The sequence below is a fragment of the Micromonospora sp. DT201 genome, assembly GCF_049841575.1.
Taxonomy (GTDB): Bacteria; Actinomycetota; Actinomycetes; order Mycobacteriales; family Micromonosporaceae; genus Micromonospora.
In genome coordinates, this window is sequence record NZ_JBNCKP010000001.1 from 303,262 (window position 1) to 320,520 (window position 17,259).

The window sequence follows — 17,259 nt, forward strand, 5'->3', positions numbered from 1 at the left end:
GGGGGCGGCGGGGGGGGGGGGGGGGGCGGGCGGGGGGGGGGGGGGGGGGGGGGGGGGGGGGGGGGGGGCGGGGGGGGGGGGGGGGCGGGGGGGGGGGGCCGCAGCAATCGCTGCGGCCCCCGTTGTTGTTGAGGTGCTCAGCGCTTGTTGTCTTGGTCCGGGTGCGCGAAGTTGAGGTGCTCCGGAGGCAGCGGGAAGCTCACGTCGTCACCGAACGGCGACGGCGCGGCGGCCCGGTCGAAGGTGAGCTCAGTCAGCGGCAGCTTGCCCCGGTCGTCGACCGCCGGAGCGGTCGGGTGGGGCACCTCCCGGTCCCAGTTGACGCCGCTCTGCGCCTGCGCCTCGGCCCGCGGGTCGTGGGAGCCGCCCGCGTGCGAGTGCACCCCGCCCCTGGCCGCGCCCGACGACGTCGCCGAGCCCTGACGGGCGGTGGTCACGCTGGTCTGGGGCGTCTCGCCCCGACGGAAGATCTTGCTACCAAGCCACACAAGGGGATCGTACCTGCGGTCGACGACCCGTTCCTTCATGGGGATGATCCCGTTGTCAGTAATCTTGATGTGCTCGGGGCAGACCTCGGTGCAGCACTTGGTGATGTTGCAGAAGCCGAGGCCCTGTTCGGCCTGTGCGTACTCCTTGCGGTCGGTTCGGGTGTCCAGCGGGTGCATGTCCAGCTCGGCCGCCCGGATGAAGTACCGCGGGCCGGAGAACGCCTGCTTGTTCTCCTCGTGATCGCGAATCACGTGGCAGACCGTCTGGCACAGGAAGCACTCGATGCACTTGCGGAACTCCTGCGAGCGCTCGACGTCGACCTGCTGCATCCGGTAGTCACCCGGAGCGACGTCCGCCGGCGGGGCGAACGCCGGGGTCTCCCGTGCCTTCTCGTAGTTGAACGAGACGTCGGTGACCAGGTCCCGAATGATCGGGAAGGTGCGCAGCGGAGTGACCGTGACGGTCTCCTCGTCGCCGAAGGTCGACATCCGGGTCATGCAGCCCAGCCGCGGCTTGCCGTTGATCTCCATGGAGCAGGAGCCGCACTTGCCGGCCTTGCAGTTCCATCGGCAGGCAAGGTCGGGCGCGTCGGTGGCCTGCAGTCGGTGGATGACGTCGAGGACGACCTCGCCCTCGTTCACCTCGACCATGTAGTCCTGCAGGTCGCCGCCGGTCTTGTCACCCCGCCAGATCCGGAACTGACGCTTCGCGCTCATCGGTTGTCCGCCTCTCCAGCGTCGGCGACGAGGGCGTCGAAGTCAGCGAGCTCCTCGTCGGTGAGGTACTTGCCCAGCTCCGCCCGGTCGAAGAGGCCGATCAGCTCCGGCCGCATCTTCGGCAGCGGCTTGCGGGTCAGCTGCACGGTGTCGCCGTCCAACGCACAGACCAGGTTGACCTGCCGCCACTTCGGCTCCATCGCCGGATAGTCCTCCCGGGTGTGCCCGCCGCGCGACTCCTGCCGCTCCAGCGCCGCCTTCGCGGTGCACTCCGAGACCACCAGCATGTTGCGCAGGTCCAGGGCCAGGTGCCAGCCCGGGTTGTAGCGCCGGCCGCCGGCCGCGCTCACCTTGGCCACCCGCTCACGCAGCTCGGCAAGCCGACCGAGAGCCTCGGCCAGCTCGCCCTCCCGGCGGATGATCCCCACCAGGTCCCCCATGACCGCCTGGAGGTCCTGCTGCAGGGTGTACGGGTTCTCACCCGTGTCCCGTTGCAACGGGGCGAGGGCGGTCTCCACGGCGGCCTCGACCGCGTTCACGGCCACCTTCGGTCGGGCAGCCAGCCCGTCGGCGTAGCTGGCCGCGTGCCCGCCCGCCCGCTTGCCGAAGACCAGCAGGTCGGACAGCGAGTTACCGCCCAGCCGGTTGGAGCCGTGCATGCCACCGGAGACCTCGCCAGCGGCGAACAGCCCGCGTACGTGGCCGAAGGCGGCACCCGAGTCCGGGTCCACCTCCACGCCGCCCATCACGTAGTGGCAGGTCGGCCCGACCTCCATCGGCTCGGCAGTGATGTCGACGTCGGCCAGCTCCTTGAACTGGTGGTACATCGACGGCAGCCGCCGGCGGATCTCGTCGGCCGAACGCCGGCTCGCGATGTCCAGGAAGACGCCACCGGCGGGGGAGCCCCGGCCGGCCTTGACCTCACTGTTGATCGCGCGGGCCACCTCGTCGCGGGGCAGCAGCTCCGGCGGGCGTCGGTTGTTGTCCGGGTCGGTATACCAACGGTCCGCCTCTTCCTCGGTCTCCGCGTACTGCTTGCGGAAGACGTCGGGGACGTAGTCGAACATGAACCGCTTGCCGTCGGAGTTCTTCAGAACTCCACCGTCGCCGCGTACGGATTCGGTGACCAGGATGCCCTTCACCGAGGGCGGCCACACCATGCCGGTCGGGTGGAACTGGAGGAACTCCATGTTGATCAGCGTCGCCCCGGCGCGCAGCGCCAACGCGTGCCCGTCCCCGGTGTACTCCCACGAGTTCGAGGTGACCTTGTAGGAGCGCCCGACGCCGCCGGTGGCCAGCACGACGGCCGGCGCCTCGAAGAGAACGAACTCGCCCGACTCCCGGTAGTAGCCGAACGCGCCGGCGACCCGGTCCCCGTCGAGCAGCAGCTCGGTGATGGTGGTCTCGGAGAACACCCTGATCCGGGCGTCGTACGAGCCGAACTCCCGCTTGTCCTCCTGCTGAAGCGAGACGATCTTCTGCTGGAGGGTGCGGATCAGCTCCAGGCCGGTCCGGTCGCCCACGTGCGCCAGGCGCGGGTACTCGTGGCCACCGAAGTTGCGCTGGGAGATCTTGCCGTCCTTGGTGCGGTCGAAGAGCGCACCATACGTCTCCAACTCCCAGATCCGCTGCGGCGACTCCTTCGCGTGCAGCTCGGCCATCCGGAAGTTGTTGAGGAACTTGCCGCCGCGCATGGTGTCGCGGAAGTGCACCTGCCAGTTGTCCCGGCTGTTCACGTTGCCCATCGCGGCGGCGGCGCCGCCTTCGGCCATCACGGTGTGCGCCTTGCCGAAGAGCGACTTGGAGATGATCGCGGTCTTCTTGCCGGCGAGCCGGGCCTCGATCGCCGCGCGCAGACCGGCGCCGCCGGCCCCGATGACGACGACGTCGTAGTGGTGTCGTTCGATACGAGTGGTAGTGGTCATGTCAGGGGCCCTTTAGTTGATGAACCGCAGGTCGGAGAACCAGTCAGCCGCGAGCGCCATGATGTAGAAGTCGGCCAGCGCCAGGGTGCCGAGGGTGATCCAGGCGAGCTGCATGTGCCGGACGTTCAGGGCCGAGACGAACGTCCAGGCCTTGTACCGCACAGGGTGCTTGGAGAAGTGCTTGAGCCGCCCGCCGATGATGTGCCGGCACGAGTGGCAGGAAATCGTGTACGCCCAGAGCGCCACCACATTGACCAGCAGGATGATGTTGCCCAGCCCGAAGCCGAAGCCCTCGGGCGAGTGGAAGGCGAGGATCGCGTCCCAGGTGTTGATCAGCGAGATGATCGCGGCGGCGTAGAAGAAGTAGCGGTGCAGGTTCTGGCCGAGCAGCGGGAAGCGGGTCTCACCGCCGTACTCCTTGTGACCGTCCGGCACGGCGCAGGCCGGCGGCGACAGCCAGAACGACCGGTAGTAGGCCTTGCGGTAGTAGTAGCAGGTGAGCCGGAACAGCAGCAGGAACGGCAGGGTCAGCGCGGCGTCCGGGATGATCCACCAGCCGGGCAGGATCCTGCCGAAATGCGAGGCTGCCTCGACGCACCGGTCGGTCACACACGGGGAGTAGAACGGGGTCAGGTAGTGGTAGTCGTTGACCCAGTAGTTGTCGTGCATGAAGACCCGGACCGTCGCGTACGCGACCCAGGCGCTGAGCCCGATCACGGTGATCAGCGGGGCGAACCACCAGCGGTCGGTACGCAACGTCTTCGCCGCGATGGCGGCGCGCGCCCGCGCTCCCCGCGGCCTCGTTGCCGTTGAAGTCATTCGAGTCGTCTCCTCGACGGGCCCGTACGGGCGGGCTGATCTTTCTCCGGTCGGCACGCGGACCGGCGAACCCGCACCCGCTGCCACGTCATGCGCACACCAACGACCACGCCGGATCGACCGACGCAGCTAAGTGACACACGTTACGCCGATCTCTTCGAGCCGTCCGCGCAAGGGAGTGTCCCGTGTGTCTGGCCTGCGGAAAAGCACCGGCACGCCGATCGATGAGGCGTTGGCACGATCGTCACTGCGTTCAGCCGGAAGCACCTCCGGTGAAGTGCCACGACGCCAGTCGCAACGAGGGCGCAACCCACCATGCACCGTCCACCCGATCCGGTTGGCGCACCGCCCGCGCGCCCAGCCCCAGCACGGCCCCGGGCCCGAGCGCCCGCGGGTACGACTCGGTGAACCGCAGGTCTCGTACCGCCCGCACGACGGTGCCGTCCTCGATCAGCCAGACGCCATTGCGGGTCAACCCGGTGACGACGAGGCTCTTCGGGTCGAGCACCCGGGTGTACCAGAGATCGGTGACCAACAACCCTCGGCGTACGCCAGCGACGAGCGCCGCCGTGTCCGCGTCGACCACCGCACCGGCTGCCGCGCCGGTGGTGCTCCGGCCAACCGAACTGGCCGGGCCGGCCGCCGCCGGAGAGAGGCGCAGGTTTCGGGCCATCGGGCCCCAGATGGCCCCACCCGCGGCCGCGTGCCCAGTGGACTCCGCGCCCGCCTCGGCGGCTGTCCGCCGGTCGTGCGTCACCGCCCGGGTGGTGCCCGCCTCGACCAGGGTCAGCGCCCGTCGACCGGTGCCCTCCGTGTCGAACGGTAGCCCCGACGCCCCCAGCGGGTCGTCCACCAGGGTCACCGCCGAGTCGAACTGGGCTGCCCCCGGTTCGGCGAACGACTGCCGCTCGGCGTAACGCTTGCCGTTGAAGCCGTACCAGGAGAGGTTCTGCAACAGGTCCGCCACAGCGGCCGGCTCGAACACCACCTCGTAGCGCCCCGGCGGTAGCTCGACCGGGTCGGCCGCCGCCTGCGCCTTCGCCGCCGCCTGTGCGCCCAGCTCAGCGCCGTCGAGGTCGGAGAGCCGGTCGGAGCAACGCCGGGCCACCCCGTCCGCGCCGTCGCTGCGGGCGATGCCGTCCATCGCCGCCTCAGCGGAGCGGCCGTGCGCGACGTGCCCGGCCGAGTTGGCGAACGCCGACGAGCGGTGCGCGGTGCGGCAGTATCCCGCTGTGGTGAGGCCCCCGGCGGCAGCCACGAACGCGCCGACCCGGTCGGCCCGCTGATCCGGCTCGGCGTACGCGGTGGCCTCGTCCACTTCCGGGGCGTCCGGCGCAGGCGTGGGCGGTGCCAGCCCCGGCCAGCCCGGATCGGGCGGGCAGAGCCGCGCCGCGGCCAGGGTGCGCTCCACCAGCGCGCGCAGCCCGTCAGCGGTGACCACGCTTCCGCTGCCTGCGGCCGTCCGACCATCGACGTGCAGCCGGAGGCGAACCCCGACGGTCGACTCCGCGACGTTCTGGTGGATGGCCGAGTTGGCGAACCGGGTCAGCGCCAGATCCGCCCGTGTCACCACCGCCTCGGCCTGCGCGGCCGGGCCGCCGACGCGCCGAACCAGCTCGATGACCTGCCCCGCCAGCTCCAACTCGGTACGCCCACTCACGATGCCTCCCTGGTTCGCGACTGCGGGGCTCGCAAGACCGGCTCACTCCTCGCGCTCACGCCGACACCCCCACTCGCACGTTGCGGAACCGGGCCGGCGCAGCCGGGTGGCCGGTGTGCCCGGTCTGGCCGGGTTGGCCCTTGCCGCAGTTGGGCGTGCCCCAGGAGACCGTCTCGCTGGAGAGCATGTCCATCGACCGCCAGAAGAGCGGGCCGATCCCGGTGTACGTGGGATTGCGCAGCATCCGCCCCCGCCGCCCCTTCTTGATCTCCCAGCCGACCTCGCAGCCGAACTGGAAGTTGAGTCGCTTGTCGTCGATCGACCAGGACCGGTTGAGGTCCATCAGCACGCCGTCGTCGGTGGCCGCGATGATCTCGTCCAGAGTGTGCGGGCCGGGTTCCAGCCCAACGTTGGTCATCCGCACCATCGGCAGCCGGGCCCACCCATCGGCGCGTACGCTGCCGCCGTAATCCAGGCTGGCCAGGGCTGCGGAATCCCGGCCGGCCAGCACACCCACCCAGCGACCGTCGCGGACCGCGTCCCGCTTGACCGCTGGGGAGCCCTCGTCGTCGAAGCCGAAGCTGCCCAGCGCCCCTGGGATCGTCGGGTCGATGGTGATGTTCATCAGCTCCGAGCCGTAGCGCAACGAGCCGAGTTGGGCCAGGTCCAGCCAGGACGTGCCGGCGAACGCGGCCTCCCAGCCGAGGATCCGGTCCAGCTCGATGGCATGGCCAACGGACTCGTGAATCTGCAGAGCCAACTGCTCGCCGCCGAGGATCAGATCCGTCTCCCCGGCCGGGCACTGCGGTGCGGTGAGCAGCGCCCTGGACTCCTCGGCGATCTGCGCGGCGTGCGCGCCCAGGTCGAGCGACTCGACCAACTCCCAGCCGGTGGTGCCGTACTGCCCTCGGTAGCTTGGCCAGGATCGGCGCTGCGTTTCACCGTCGCCGATGGAGGTGGCGGAGATGCCGCCGCCGCACTCGCGGATCCGCTGGTCGATCCGGTGGCCCTCGCTGGAGACGAACCACTTCGCGGTGTCCCAGATCTGGTACAGGCCCTCGGCCAGGTCCGCGCCGTGCTCGGCCATCGTGCGGGTCGCGCCGACCAGCAGGTCACCCTTGTCGGACAGCGGCACCCCGAGCGGATCGATCTGGCAACCGGAGGCCCAACTTGCGGTGACCGCCTCGACGGGTACCAGATCGACCGGCGGGCCGGGCACCCGCGCGCTGGCCATCGCCGTCCGTGTCGCACGTCGGCCGGCGTCGCGGGCGGCGGCATCCGAGAGATCGGGTACGGCGTAGAAGCCCCAACTCGCCCCGACGAGCGCCCGGACACCGAGCCCGATGCTCTCGTCCTGGGTCAGCTCCTCCACGTCACCGTTGCGCGCGGTCATCGACTCGTAGCGGCGGTGCATCACCCGGGCGTCGGCGTACCGTGCACCCGCGTCGAGGGCGGCCTGGACGGCGGCGGTGGCCGCGTCGAACTCGGTCATGCGACCGACCCTAGGCCAGCCGGCCGACACCCGTCAGGGGACGAGATCCTCCGGCCGGATCGTGGCCCGCACCGGCTCGGTCAGCTCCAACACCTCGCCGCGCTTCGTCGTTGCCTTCTCCACATAGTGGCCGCCCTGGCGCTGATAAAGGCGCATTGCGCCCGTACCCTGCTCTACCAACAGGTACCACTCGATGCCAGCTGCGGCGTAGTAGTGCATCTTGAGCACTTTGTCGGTGGATGCGTTGCTCGGCGAGATGATCTCGCAGACCAGTCGCACATCAGCTGACTCGATGGTGGGCTCGTCGAGATCGATCGCGTTGGTGACGACGAGATCGGGGATCGGTATCCGACCTGGCCGGAGTCGGACGTTCACCGCCTCCAACAGCTCAAGGTCAGCCGCCTCCGCCGCTGCTTCCAGGATGTTGCCGAGCTTGCGGGAGATTCGTTGGTGCCGTGGGGTCGGTCCTGGGGTCACGTGGAGGCTCCAGTCGAAGAGTTCGACGCGTTCCTGCGTCTCGCCGAGGGCGAGGTACTCCTCTTCGGTCCACGGGCCTTCGTGGTTGAACACCGCCGCGGTCATCGTCACCTCCACCTCGTGCCACGGTCATCCTCTGCTGGTTGCTCATCCAATGATCGCACCTGACGTGCGATCACGGCCATGAATGGCCCTGCTTGGGGAGGTGGCGGGGGATGCGAGGCCGATGCTGACTCGTTACGCTCGGGCACGCTGACAGGTGCCGACTTTGTAGCTTATTTTCACCCTCGGGACTTTGCTGTAAGTTCTCTTCGTCACTGAGGGAGGCGGCCGTGGACAGTTCTGATCCGGCGCCGTCCGGGACACCGGACGACCATCCCACCGTGCCGGCGCAGCGCGGTAACGAGGACGCCTACCTGCGGGTGAGCGACCTGCGGGTCCGGTTCGACACCGAGGACGGTGTGGTGCGCGCGGTCGACGGGGTGTCGTTCGCCGTCGAGCGGGGCCGCACCCTCGGCATCGTCGGTGAATCCGGCTCCGGCAAGAGTGTTACCTCGCTGGCCATCCTTGGCCTGCACGATCCCAAGCGGACCACCATCACCGGGGAGATCTCCGTCGGTGGCCGGCAGGTGGTCGGCCTCGGAGACGAGGAGGTCCGTCGGCTGCGGGGCCGGGACATGGCGATGATCTTCCAGGATCCACTGTCGGCACTGCACCCCTACTACACGGTGGGCCGGCAGATCGCCGAGGCGTACCGGGTGCACCACCCGAAGGCCAGCAGGCGTGCGGCCCGCCAGCGAGCGATCGACATGCTGGACCGGGTCGGCATCCCGCAGCCGGCACGCCGCTTTGACCAGTACCCGCACGAGTTCTCCGGCGGCATGCGGCAACGGGCGATGATCGCGATGTCGCTGGTCAACGATCCGGCGCTGCTGATCGCCGACGAGCCGACCACCGCACTGGACGTCACCGTGCAGGCGCAGATCCTGGACCTGCTCGCCGACCTCCAGGCCGAGTTCCACTCCGCGATCATCCTGATCACCCACGACCTTGGCGTGGTTGGCCAGGTCGCCGACGAGGTGCTGGTGATGTACGGCGGGCGCGCCGTCGAGCGGGGCAGCGTCGAGCAGGTGCTCCGCTCGCCGCAGCACCCGTACACCTGGGGGTTGCTCTCCAGCGTGCCGTCGCTGCACGGCGACGCGGACGCGGACCTGTTGCCGATCCGGGGCAACCCGCCCAGCCTGATCAACCTGCCGCCGGGCTGCGCGTTCCACCCACGTTGCCGGTACGCGGACCGCACCGACGGCCGGTCCCGTAACGAGGTGCCGGACCTGCGCGCAGCCGGGGCCGACGGCCACCTGGTCGCCTGCCACCTGAGCGCCGAGGAGCGCACCGCGCTCTACGCCGAGGACATTGCTTCTGTGGGGGTGGCCCGATGACCGATGAGCCATTGCTGCGGGTGCGTGGCCTGAGCAAGCATTTCCCGGTACGCCAGGGGCTGCGCGCCACCGGTCTGGTGCGGGCGGTCGACGGGCTCGACTTCGACGTGCGCCCGGGCGAGACGCTCGGCCTGGTGGGGGAGTCGGGCTGCGGCAAGACCACCACCGGCCGGATGCTGGTGCGGCTGCTGGAGCCGACCAGCGGCAGCATCGAGTTTGCCGGGCGGGACATCACCCACGCCGGCCGCCGGGAGTTGCGCCCGCTGCGCCAGGACCTGCAGATCATCTTCCAGGACCCGTACGCCTCGTTGAATCCCCGGCACACCGTCGGCCGGATCGTGGCGATGCCGTTGCAGGTCAACGGGATCAAGCCGCCGGGTGGGATCAAGGCCAGGGTGCAGGAGTTGCTGGAACTGGTCGGGTTGAACCCGGAGCACTACAACCGGTACCCGCACGAGTTCTCCGGCGGCCAGCGTCAGCGCATCGGCATCGCCCGCGCGCTCGCCCTGCGACCCAAGCTCATCGTCGCGGACGAGCCGGTCTCCGCGCTGGACGTCTCGATCCAGGCGCAGGTCGTCAACCTGCTGCGCGACCTGCAACGGGAGCTCGGCCTGGCGTTCGTGTTCATCGCGCACGACCTGGCCGTGGTCCGGCACTTCTGTCAGCGGGTCGCGGTGATGTATCTGGGCCGGATCGTGGAGATTGGCGACCGCGCGGACATCTACGAGCGCCCGCAGCATCCGTACACTCGGGCGCTGCTCTCGGCGATCCCGGACGTCACCAAGCTCGGCCCGGCGGGCCGGATCCGGCTGACCGGTGACGTGCCCACCCCGCTCGACCCGCCGTCGGGGTGCCGGTTCCGCACCCGCTGCTGGAAGGCGCAGGACATCTGCGCCGCCGAGGAGCCGGCGCTGGTCCCACGCGACGGTGGCAACCAGGCCATCGCGTGTCACTTCCCCGAAGGGGATGCGGCCAGCACGAGCCCCGAAGGGGATGCGGCCAGCACGAGCCCCGAACCGGTGGAGTCGGCTGCCCCGATCGTCGAGGAGGTGCCGTCGTGAGCCTGTCTCCGGTGGAGGGTGTGGCGCTGGCCGAGATCGAGTCCGGCACGGAGACGGGCGTGCCCGAGACGAAGGGCGTCGTCGGCCGCTCGCCTGGTCAGCTCGCCTGGCTTCGGCTGCGCCGCGACCGTACGGCCAAGGTCAGCGGCGTACTGCTGATCCTCTTCATGCTGCTGGCGCTGGCCGCGCCGCTGATCGAGACGGTCTACGGGATCAGCCCGCGGGATCAGTTCCAGAACCTGCTGGACGGCTTCGGCATGCCGCTGGGTTACGCCGGCGGTGTCACGGGGGAGCACTGGTTCGGTCTGGAGCCGGGGCTGGGTCGGGACATCTTCATCCGGCTGATCTACGGCCTGCGGACCTCGCTCTTCATCGCGTTCGCCGCAGCGCTGATCACCGCGGCGATCGGCGTGGTGCTCGGTGCCCTCGCCGGCTACCTGGGCGGCTGGTTCGACGCAGTGATCAACTGGATCACCGACCTGACGCTGGCCATGCCGTTCCTGATCATCGCCTTGGCGCTCACCCCCACCCTGACGCTGCGCTTCTATGGCGAGCGTGGGCAGGTGTCGGCGGCCTTCGGGGTGGGCGTGCTGATCGCCGTCTTCGCCATCTTCGGTTGGACCAGCACGGCAAGACTGGTTCGTGGGCAGGTGATCGCGCTGCGCGAGCGCGAGTTCGTGGAGGCGGCCAAGGCCAGCGGCGCCGGGCTGGGGCACATGCTGTTCCGTCAGCTGCTGCCGAATATCTGGGCGCCGATCCTGGTCTCGTTCTCGCTGGCGGTCCCGCAGTTCATCACCAGCGAGGCCGCGCTCTCGTTCATCGGCGTCGGTCTCAGTGACGAGACCCCGAGTTTCGGCCGGATGATCTACGACAGTCTGGACTTCCTCCAGACCGACCCGGCGTACGTGTTCTTCCCGGGCATCATGATCTTCGCGCTGGTGTTCGCCTTCAACCTCTTCGGCGACGCGCTGCGAGACGCGCTCGACCCGAAGTCGTCCCGGTAGGGGTGGACATGGTGAGCGCGAGGAGTGCAGCGAAGCGGAGCCCCGCAGTCGCGAACGAAAGGTGGCACCGGTGTCGCGATTTCTGATCAAGCGGCTCTTCTCGGCCACGCTGACCCTCTTCGCGGTGAGCGTGCTGACCTTCCTGATGTTCTTCGCCCTGCCTCGTGACCCGGTCACCGGCATGTGCCCGAAGAACTGCAACCCGGAGCGGTTGGAGCGGGTCCGCGACGATCTGGGCCTGAACGACCCACTGGTCAGCCAGTACGCCGGCTACATGAAGGGCATCGTCACCGGACGGGACCTGGGCAGCGCTCAGGGCGGCCGGTGCGACGCACCCTGCCTCGGCTGGTCGTACGTCAGCAACGAGGCCGTCTCGGACACCATCGGCCGGGTGCTGCCGGTGACGCTGAGCATCGTGATCCCGGCTGCCATCCTCTGGCTGCTGCTCGGGGTGGGGCTGGGCATGGTGTCCGCGTTGCGCCGTGGCACCTGGGTGGACCGCGCCGCCATCGGCTTTTCCCTGACCGGTGCCTCGTTACAGCTCTACTTCGTGGGCGCGGTGCTGCTGCTGGTGTTCGTCTACAACCTGCGACTGCTGCCGGTGCCCAGCTACACGTCCCTGTTCGACAACCCGGCGAAGTGGGCCAGCGGGCTGGTGCTCGCCTGGGTCGCGCTGGCGTTCCTCTTCTCGGCCATCTACGCCCGACTGTCGCGGGCGCAGATGTTGGAGACGCTGTCGGAGGACTTCGTCCGAACCGCACGGGCCAAGGGCCTGGCCAAACCCAAGGTGTACGGGCGGCACGCGCTGCGCGCGGCGATCACGCCGGTGGTGACCATCGCCGGCCTGGACGTGGGCGGGGCGCTGGGCGGCACGGTGATCACCGAGACGACGTTCGGCATCCAGGGGTTGGGGCGTACGGCGGTGGACGCGGTGCGCTCGGGTGACCTGCCCACCATCATGGCCACCGTGCTGATCGCGGCCGTCTTCGTGGTGCTGGCGAACGTGCTGGTGGACCTGCTCTACGCGGCCATCGATCCCCGGGTGCGGCTGCGCTGAGCGGTCGGGCGTCCACCACGCCGACCGATGGCGAAAGTTATCGACAACTGTTACACAACTTGTAGTTTTTCTTCCTTACGATCCTCGGGACGTCGGCGGTTCTCGCCTCGACGGACTGCACGGCACATGCTGAAGGGGGTACTTCATGAGACCACGCGTGGCGGTTGCCGCAGGCGGCGCGATAGCTCTGGTTGTGGCATTGGGTGCGTGCTCGAAGAACACGGGCGAGGGCACCACGGTGGACACCGAGCGGCAGCAGAGTGGGGTCATCGCGACCGACCCCAAGGATTCGCAGGGCCCGGCTGCCGAGGTGAGCGGCGCTGCGAAGGGCGGCACCTTCAGCATCATCCGTGAGTCGCCGATCTCCCACCTCGACCCGCAGCGGACGTACTCGTTCGCCGGTCTGATGGCCAACCCCCTCTTCGCCCGCTACCTGACCACCTGGAAGGACGACGGCAAGGGCGGCCTGGTCCTCGTCGGCGACCTGGCCGAGACCCCGGGCAAGAACGTCAACAATGACTGCAAGGTCTGGGAATTCACGATCAAGGACGGGGTGAAGTTCGAGGACGGTCGGCCGATCACCTCCAAGGAGATCGCCTACGGCATCGCCCGCTCCTTCGACCCGGACCTCTCCGGCGGCCCCACCTACATCCAGGAATGGCTGGCCGACACCCCGCAGTTCGACACCAAGTGGGACTTCAAGAAGAACAAGACGTCGCTGCCGCCCGGCCTGACCACGCCGGACGCCAAGACGCTGCGCTTCGAGTTCGCCAAAGCCCGCTGTGACCTGCCGTTCGCGGTCTCGCTGCCGACCACCGCGCCGCTGCCCGCCGACAAGGACACCGGCGTCGACCTGGACAAGCAGCCGTTCTCGTCCGGCCCCTACAAGGTCGCCAAGAACCAGGTCGGCGTGCAGATCACCCTGGACCGCAACCCCAACTGGGACCCGAACACCGACCCGGTCCGGCACCAGTACCCGGACCAGTTCGTGTGGAGCTTCGGCCCGACCGCGGACGCCGCCAACAACCGGGTGATCGCCGACAACGGCGCCGACCAGAGCGCGCTCGCCTTCAACGCCGTGCCCGCCTCGCTGGTCGCAAAGGTGGCCGGGGACGCGTCGCTGAAGTCGCGCAGCATCCTCTCGCCGACCCCGAGCGCCAACCAGCTCGTGATCAACAACCAGCGGGTCAAGGACCTGAAGGTCCGTCAGGCGCTCAACTACGCCATCGACCGCGAGGGCATGGTCAAGGCGCTCGGCGGCCAGACCGTCGCCGCGCCGCTGACCACGCTGATGCCGCCGGCCACCATCGGCTACAAGGCGTACGAGGCGTACCCGGCGGGCCCCAACGGCAACGTCGACAAGGCCAAGGAGCTGCTCGGTGGGCAGACGCCCGAGCTGGTCCTCGGTGTCGCCGACAGCTCGGTCGAGCAGCAGCAGGGCGCCCAGCTCAAGGCCAACCTGGAGCGGGCCGGCTTCAAGATCACGCTGCGGAACATCTCGGACGACGCGAAGCTCGACGAGATCAAGAAGAAGGACAACCCCTGGGACCTGTACCTCGGTAACTGGGCGGCGGACTGGCCGAGTGGAGCCGCCATCCTGCCGGTGCTCTACGACGGCCGCACCATCAAGGCCGAGGGCAACAGCAACCAGGCCTACTTCAACGACCCGGCCGTCAACGCCGAGATCGACCGGATCCTCGCGCTGGAGCCGGCCGCCCAGGGTCCCGAGTGGGCCAAGCTCGACGAGCGGATCATGAAGGAGTACGCCCCGGTGGTGCCGCTCTTCGTTGACGTGGCCTACAACGTGCACGGGTCCAAGGCTGGCGGGATCTTCATCTCCAGCGTCTTCGGTTACCCGTCGTTCGTCGACGCGTTCGTCAAGCCGTAAGTCACACCGCAGGCAGGCAGGGTCCCCTTCCGACAGCGTCGTCGGGAGGGGACCCTTGCCGTTTCCGTCGAGCAGGTCGCTGGTGTGAGGCGCCCAATCGCATGATTCGGACACCTCGTCCAAGGCGAAGGTCAGATCGTGTGGATCGTGATGAGGTCTTCGAGACCGGCGAGGTCGCCGGCGTTGCGGGTGTAGATGGCGGCGTCATGCGCGTGTGCGGTTGCGGCGATGAGCAGGTCCGTCACTCTGGCTCGCGGCTGGCGGCCGATCTCGACGACGCGTGCGGCCAGTCGTGCGTAGCTGTCGGCGATGACTTCGTCGATGGGAAGCGGATCAAAACGGCGTTGGATGGCGCTCAGTCGCGCCAGACGGAGTGCCCTCGCTTCGGAGGTTTTCGCGATGAGCACACCGAACTGAAGTTCGGCGAGGCTGGCGACGCTGATGGCCAGTTCGCCAGGAATCGGGGTTACGTCCGTAGCGATGAGCACGCTGGTGTCGAGGATGCCTCGGCTCACCGGTCAACCCACGGATCGGTGACGGTGTCGTCGAGGAGGTCCCGATCGCCTGCCCACCCTGGGTCGGTGGGTTGGTCGAACACGCCGGCCAGATCGTCCCATTCGCGCCAGGTTCGAGGACTGACCGGGCCGAGTACGGCCGCCGGGCGGCCGGCGACAGTGATCGTCACGCGTTCACCCGATTGCGCACGACGCACCAGGTCACTGGCGTTCTGCCGCATCTCCCGCAGCCCAACTTCACGCATTCGCCGACTGTAGCACTTGTGCTACCAGCGTCGGAGGTCGTCGGTCCTCGCCCCGGCTGCTGGCCTCCGGGCGTCGAGGCGCGCGCAGTTCAAGCAAGATCGGAGGCACTGCTCCTCGGCGCGATCGCACCGTGAGGCTTGAGACTGATTCAGACCTATGTCTGACCGACGGCCTGAGCGATGGCCAGGGTGTGCTGATACTCGCGCCAGTGGGCCAGTCTGCCGTCCCTGGTTCGCAGCACCCCGATGAACGGTGCCGAGGCGGTTGCCCCGGTCGTCGTGTGAGTGCCGACCAGTTCGTATTCGACCACTATCACCTCGGGGTCGGCGGTCTCGTGCACGACCACCTTGCGGCAGTCGTCGAAGCGGATCGGGAACATCGCCTGGCCTGCTTGCGTGTACTCAAGGACCCGCTGTTTGCCCTCCGTGCGCGTCGGGTGGCCAGGTGCGGCGAAGGGTGTTTCGATCACCACGTCGTCGACGAGCGTGTCTGCCTCGTAGGTGGGCAGGTTCGCGAGCCATCGGGCGCGCATGCTGTCGAAGACCTCGCTTGGTGTCATGTGGCCCTCCTGAATAATGAGTCATGACTCGATTTACGTGACCGAGCATAATGAGTGGAGGCTCACTTTGGTAGAGGGGTCGTCGCTGCGTGCCGACGCGCAGCGCAATCGGGCACGCATCCTGGACGCCGCCGAGGCGGTCTTCGCCGAGTTCGGCACCCGTGCCTCTACAGAGGAGGTGGCGCGGAGGGCCGACGTTGCCATTGGCACGGTCTTTCGTCACTTCCCCACCAAGAGGGACCTGCTCGTCGCGATCATGAAGCGATTGCTCGCGCAACTCGTTGAGGAGGCGGAAGAACATGACCTCTTCGCGTTCTTCACCCACGCGGTGGCGCAGGCCGCAGCGAAGAAGACCGCCGTCGACCTGCTCGGCGGGTCCGGGGTGGACGTCCGGCTTTCGGAGGCGGTAGGTCACCTGGAGGAGGCGATGCGAAGGTTGCTGGAGCAGGCCCAGGCTGCCGGAGCCGTCGCGGACTCGGTACGGCTACCCGAGGTGATGGCACTCCTTGCCGGTGTGTGCCAGGGTGCCCTGCACGGTGGATGGGATGAGCAATTGCAGGCCCGCACGCTCGCTGTCATCTTCGCCGGGCTGCAGCACTACTGACCGGCGGCCCTGTGGTAAAGGTTTGACAACCCCTGGGACCTGTACCTCGGTAACTGGGCGGCGGACTGGCCGAGTGGAGCCGCCATCCTGCCGGTGCTCTACGACGGTCGCACCATCAAGGCCGAGGGCAACAGCAACCAGGCCTACTTCAACGACCCGGCCGTCAACGCCGAGATCGACCGGATCCTCGCGCTGGAGCCGGCCGCCCAGGGTCCCGAGTGGGCCAAGCGGCGGTGCGTCTGCGCGTTCAGGTGCGTTGGCGTTCCTTCTGTTGCTGCATGAGCTCCTCGATGGCGGTGGGCATGGTCGTCTCGAAGTCGATCAGCTTGACCCAGGTTGGCTTCACCAGGACCCGGACCATGCCTTCGTAGAGCGACTTCACGCCCTCCTCCCACTCGGCCCGTTGCTCGGGCGTCATCTGGTAAGTGCCGTTCCACTGGTAGTACTCGTCCGGAATGCCGTCGACGACATCCAGCTCGGCCTGGCCGCGGATGAGCAGGACCTTCGGCGGGTGCGACTCAGTGTCGATCGTCAGCGCGACCGCGGGATTGCGGCGCAACGCCGGGAGCTTCCGCGCGTTCGTCGCGGTGCACATGACGATCTCCGTGCCGTTCCAGACGATTCCGATCGGGATTGCCCGCGGGGTGCCGTCCAGCGCGATGAAGGCCAGTCTGGCCAGGTCACGGGCCAGTAGTTCCTGGCTGAGTGGACGGTTCAATACCTCATCGATGGCGTCCTGGTCCATGGTTCGAGTTCCTCAGTTGTAGTAGCGGCGGGCGCTGGACCCGACGCGGGTGATGTCGGTGCCGTAGATGTGCAGGCTGATGGCGGTCTCGTCGCCGACGTTGCGGATGCGGTGGATGTCACCGGGCGGCGCGAAGCCGCTGACCTCGCCGGGTGGGTTGTCCCGCGCGCCAGTGGGGTTGAGCGCGTCGTCGAACAACTCCTCGTGCTCGATGCCCGACAGCACGCCAACGACGCACCAGGTGATGTGGTCGTGAATCCGGGTGGTCTGCCCGGGGCGCCAGACCAGGCCGAGGATGGAGAACGCCCCGTCGGGCTCGGCGTGCAGCACGTGGCCCGCCACCCTGTCGGGCTGGCCAAGACGCTGATCGGGCGTCAGGATCTCGGGGCCGGGCAGATGCGCGCGGAGCTGGTCGGCGACCCGTTCTGCGGTGTCCGTCCAGCCGGTCCGCACGTCGACCGCCTGGCGCACGGCCGCAGCGAGATCGGTGAGCGTCGCCAGTGTCCGGATCATGGCCGCTCCTCCTTCGCGCAGGTTATTGGTCCTGCTCAGCGTCCCGCGCG

18 protein-coding genes are annotated in these 17,259 nt (G+C 68.6%); 7 read left to right on the top strand and 11 right to left on the bottom strand.

Annotated features, from left to right (window positions below):
* Positions 1-137: 137 nt before the first annotated feature.
* The 6 genes from ACLQ28_RS01515 to ACLQ28_RS01540 all read right to left on the bottom strand — a co-directional run bounded on the left by ACLQ28_RS01515 (position 138) and on the right by ACLQ28_RS01540 (position 7,683).
* On the bottom strand, positions 138-1,205 hold the full coding sequence (locus ACLQ28_RS01515; RefSeq protein WP_425684379.1) for a succinate dehydrogenase/fumarate reductase iron-sulfur subunit: 1,068 nt from the start codon (positions 1,203-1,205) through the stop codon (positions 138-140).
* Positions 1,202-3,130 carry a fumarate reductase/succinate dehydrogenase flavoprotein subunit gene (locus ACLQ28_RS01520; RefSeq protein ID WP_425684380.1) on the bottom strand — a complete coding sequence of 643 codons (1,929 nt, stop codon included), beginning with the start codon at positions 3,128-3,130 and terminating at the stop codon, positions 1,202-1,204. The genes ACLQ28_RS01515 and ACLQ28_RS01520 overlap by 4 nt, the downstream gene beginning before the upstream one ends.
* A 12-nt stretch (positions 3,131-3,142) precedes the next feature.
* Positions 3,143-3,949, bottom strand: coding sequence for a hypothetical protein (locus ACLQ28_RS01525; RefSeq protein WP_425684381.1), 807 nt, complete (start codon positions 3,947-3,949; stop codon positions 3,143-3,145).
* Between the two features lie 253 nt (positions 3,950-4,202).
* A complete protein-coding gene (locus ACLQ28_RS01530; RefSeq protein ID WP_425684382.1) occupies positions 4,203-5,609 on the bottom strand; it encodes a TldD/PmbA family protein in 1,407 nt (468 codons plus the stop codon).
* Positions 5,610-5,664: 55 nt separating this feature from the next.
* Positions 5,665-7,101: a TldD/PmbA family protein gene (locus ACLQ28_RS01535; protein ID WP_425684383.1), complete on the bottom strand. Its 1,437-nt coding sequence runs from the start codon at positions 7,099-7,101 to the stop codon at positions 5,665-5,667.
* A 33-nt stretch (positions 7,102-7,134) separates the two neighbouring features.
* Entirely contained in the window at positions 7,135-7,683 is a 549-nt protein-coding gene (locus ACLQ28_RS01540) for a Uma2 family endonuclease (RefSeq protein WP_425684384.1), read from the bottom strand.
* Positions 7,684-7,961: 278 nt separating this feature from the next.
* On the opposite strand from ACLQ28_RS01540, the gene ACLQ28_RS01545 reads away from it, so the two are divergent.
* The 5 genes from ACLQ28_RS01545 to ACLQ28_RS01565 all read left to right on the top strand — a co-directional run bounded on the left by ACLQ28_RS01545 (position 7,962) and on the right by ACLQ28_RS01565 (position 14,027).
* Entirely contained in the window at positions 7,962-9,017 is a 1,056-nt protein-coding gene (locus ACLQ28_RS01545) for an ABC transporter ATP-binding protein (protein ID WP_425684746.1), read from the top strand.
* Positions 9,014-10,078, top strand: coding sequence for an ABC transporter ATP-binding protein (locus ACLQ28_RS01550; RefSeq protein ID WP_425684385.1), 1,065 nt, complete (start codon positions 9,014-9,016; stop codon positions 10,076-10,078). The genes ACLQ28_RS01545 and ACLQ28_RS01550 overlap by 4 nt, the downstream gene beginning before the upstream one ends.
* Entirely contained in the window at positions 10,075-11,082 is a 1,008-nt protein-coding gene (locus ACLQ28_RS01555) for an ABC transporter permease (RefSeq protein ID WP_425684386.1), read from the top strand. Before ACLQ28_RS01550 ends, ACLQ28_RS01555 begins: the two co-directional genes overlap by 4 nt.
* A 70-nt stretch (positions 11,083-11,152) precedes the next feature.
* Complete coding sequence (locus ACLQ28_RS01560) at positions 11,153-12,139, top strand: ABC transporter permease (protein WP_393140590.1); 987 nt, start codon at positions 11,153-11,155, stop codon at positions 12,137-12,139.
* Positions 12,140-12,284: 145 nt separating this feature from the next.
* Positions 12,285-14,027 (top strand): ABC transporter substrate-binding protein, encoded by a 1,743-nt coding sequence (locus ACLQ28_RS01565; protein WP_425684387.1) that lies wholly within the window; start codon positions 12,285-12,287, stop codon positions 14,025-14,027.
* A 131-nt stretch (positions 14,028-14,158) separates the two neighbouring features.
* On the opposite strand, the gene ACLQ28_RS01570 is transcribed toward ACLQ28_RS01565, so the two are convergent.
* The 3 genes from ACLQ28_RS01570 to ACLQ28_RS01580 form a co-directional block, all read right to left on the bottom strand.
* Positions 14,159-14,542, bottom strand: coding sequence for a PIN domain-containing protein (locus ACLQ28_RS01570; protein WP_425684388.1), 384 nt, complete (start codon positions 14,540-14,542; stop codon positions 14,159-14,161).
* Positions 14,539-14,787: a type II toxin-antitoxin system Phd/YefM family antitoxin gene (locus ACLQ28_RS01575; RefSeq protein WP_425684389.1), complete on the bottom strand. Its 249-nt coding sequence runs from the start codon at positions 14,785-14,787 to the stop codon at positions 14,539-14,541. The genes ACLQ28_RS01570 and ACLQ28_RS01575 overlap by 4 nt, the downstream gene beginning before the upstream one ends.
* A gap of 155 nt (positions 14,788-14,942) precedes the next feature.
* The gene (locus ACLQ28_RS01580) at positions 14,943-15,347 is read right to left on the bottom strand and encodes a nuclear transport factor 2 family protein (RefSeq protein ID WP_425684390.1); all 405 of its coding nucleotides are present in this window, start codon (positions 15,345-15,347) and stop codon (positions 14,943-14,945) included.
* Positions 15,348-15,384: 37 nt separating this feature from the next.
* Between ACLQ28_RS01580 and ACLQ28_RS01585 the strand changes: the two genes are divergently transcribed.
* Positions 15,385-15,951, top strand: coding sequence for a TetR/AcrR family transcriptional regulator (locus ACLQ28_RS01585; protein ID WP_425684391.1), 567 nt, complete (start codon positions 15,385-15,387; stop codon positions 15,949-15,951).
* A 93-nt stretch (positions 15,952-16,044) separates the two neighbouring features.
* The gene (locus ACLQ28_RS01590; RefSeq protein WP_425684392.1) at positions 16,045-16,233 is read left to right on the top strand and encodes a hypothetical protein; all 189 of its coding nucleotides are present in this window, start codon (positions 16,045-16,047) and stop codon (positions 16,231-16,233) included.
* Here ACLQ28_RS01590 and ACLQ28_RS01595 read toward each other — a convergent pair.
* Positions 16,199-16,696, bottom strand: a complete 498-nt coding sequence (locus ACLQ28_RS01595; RefSeq protein WP_425684393.1) for a pyridoxamine 5'-phosphate oxidase family protein — start codon at positions 16,694-16,696, stop codon at positions 16,199-16,201. The genes ACLQ28_RS01590 and ACLQ28_RS01595 overlap by 35 nt on opposite strands.
* Positions 16,697-16,708: 12 nt before the next feature.
* A complete protein-coding gene (locus ACLQ28_RS01600) occupies positions 16,709-17,209 on the bottom strand; it encodes a hypothetical protein (RefSeq protein WP_425684394.1) in 501 nt (166 codons plus the stop codon).
* Positions 17,210-17,259: the final 50 nt, after the last annotated feature.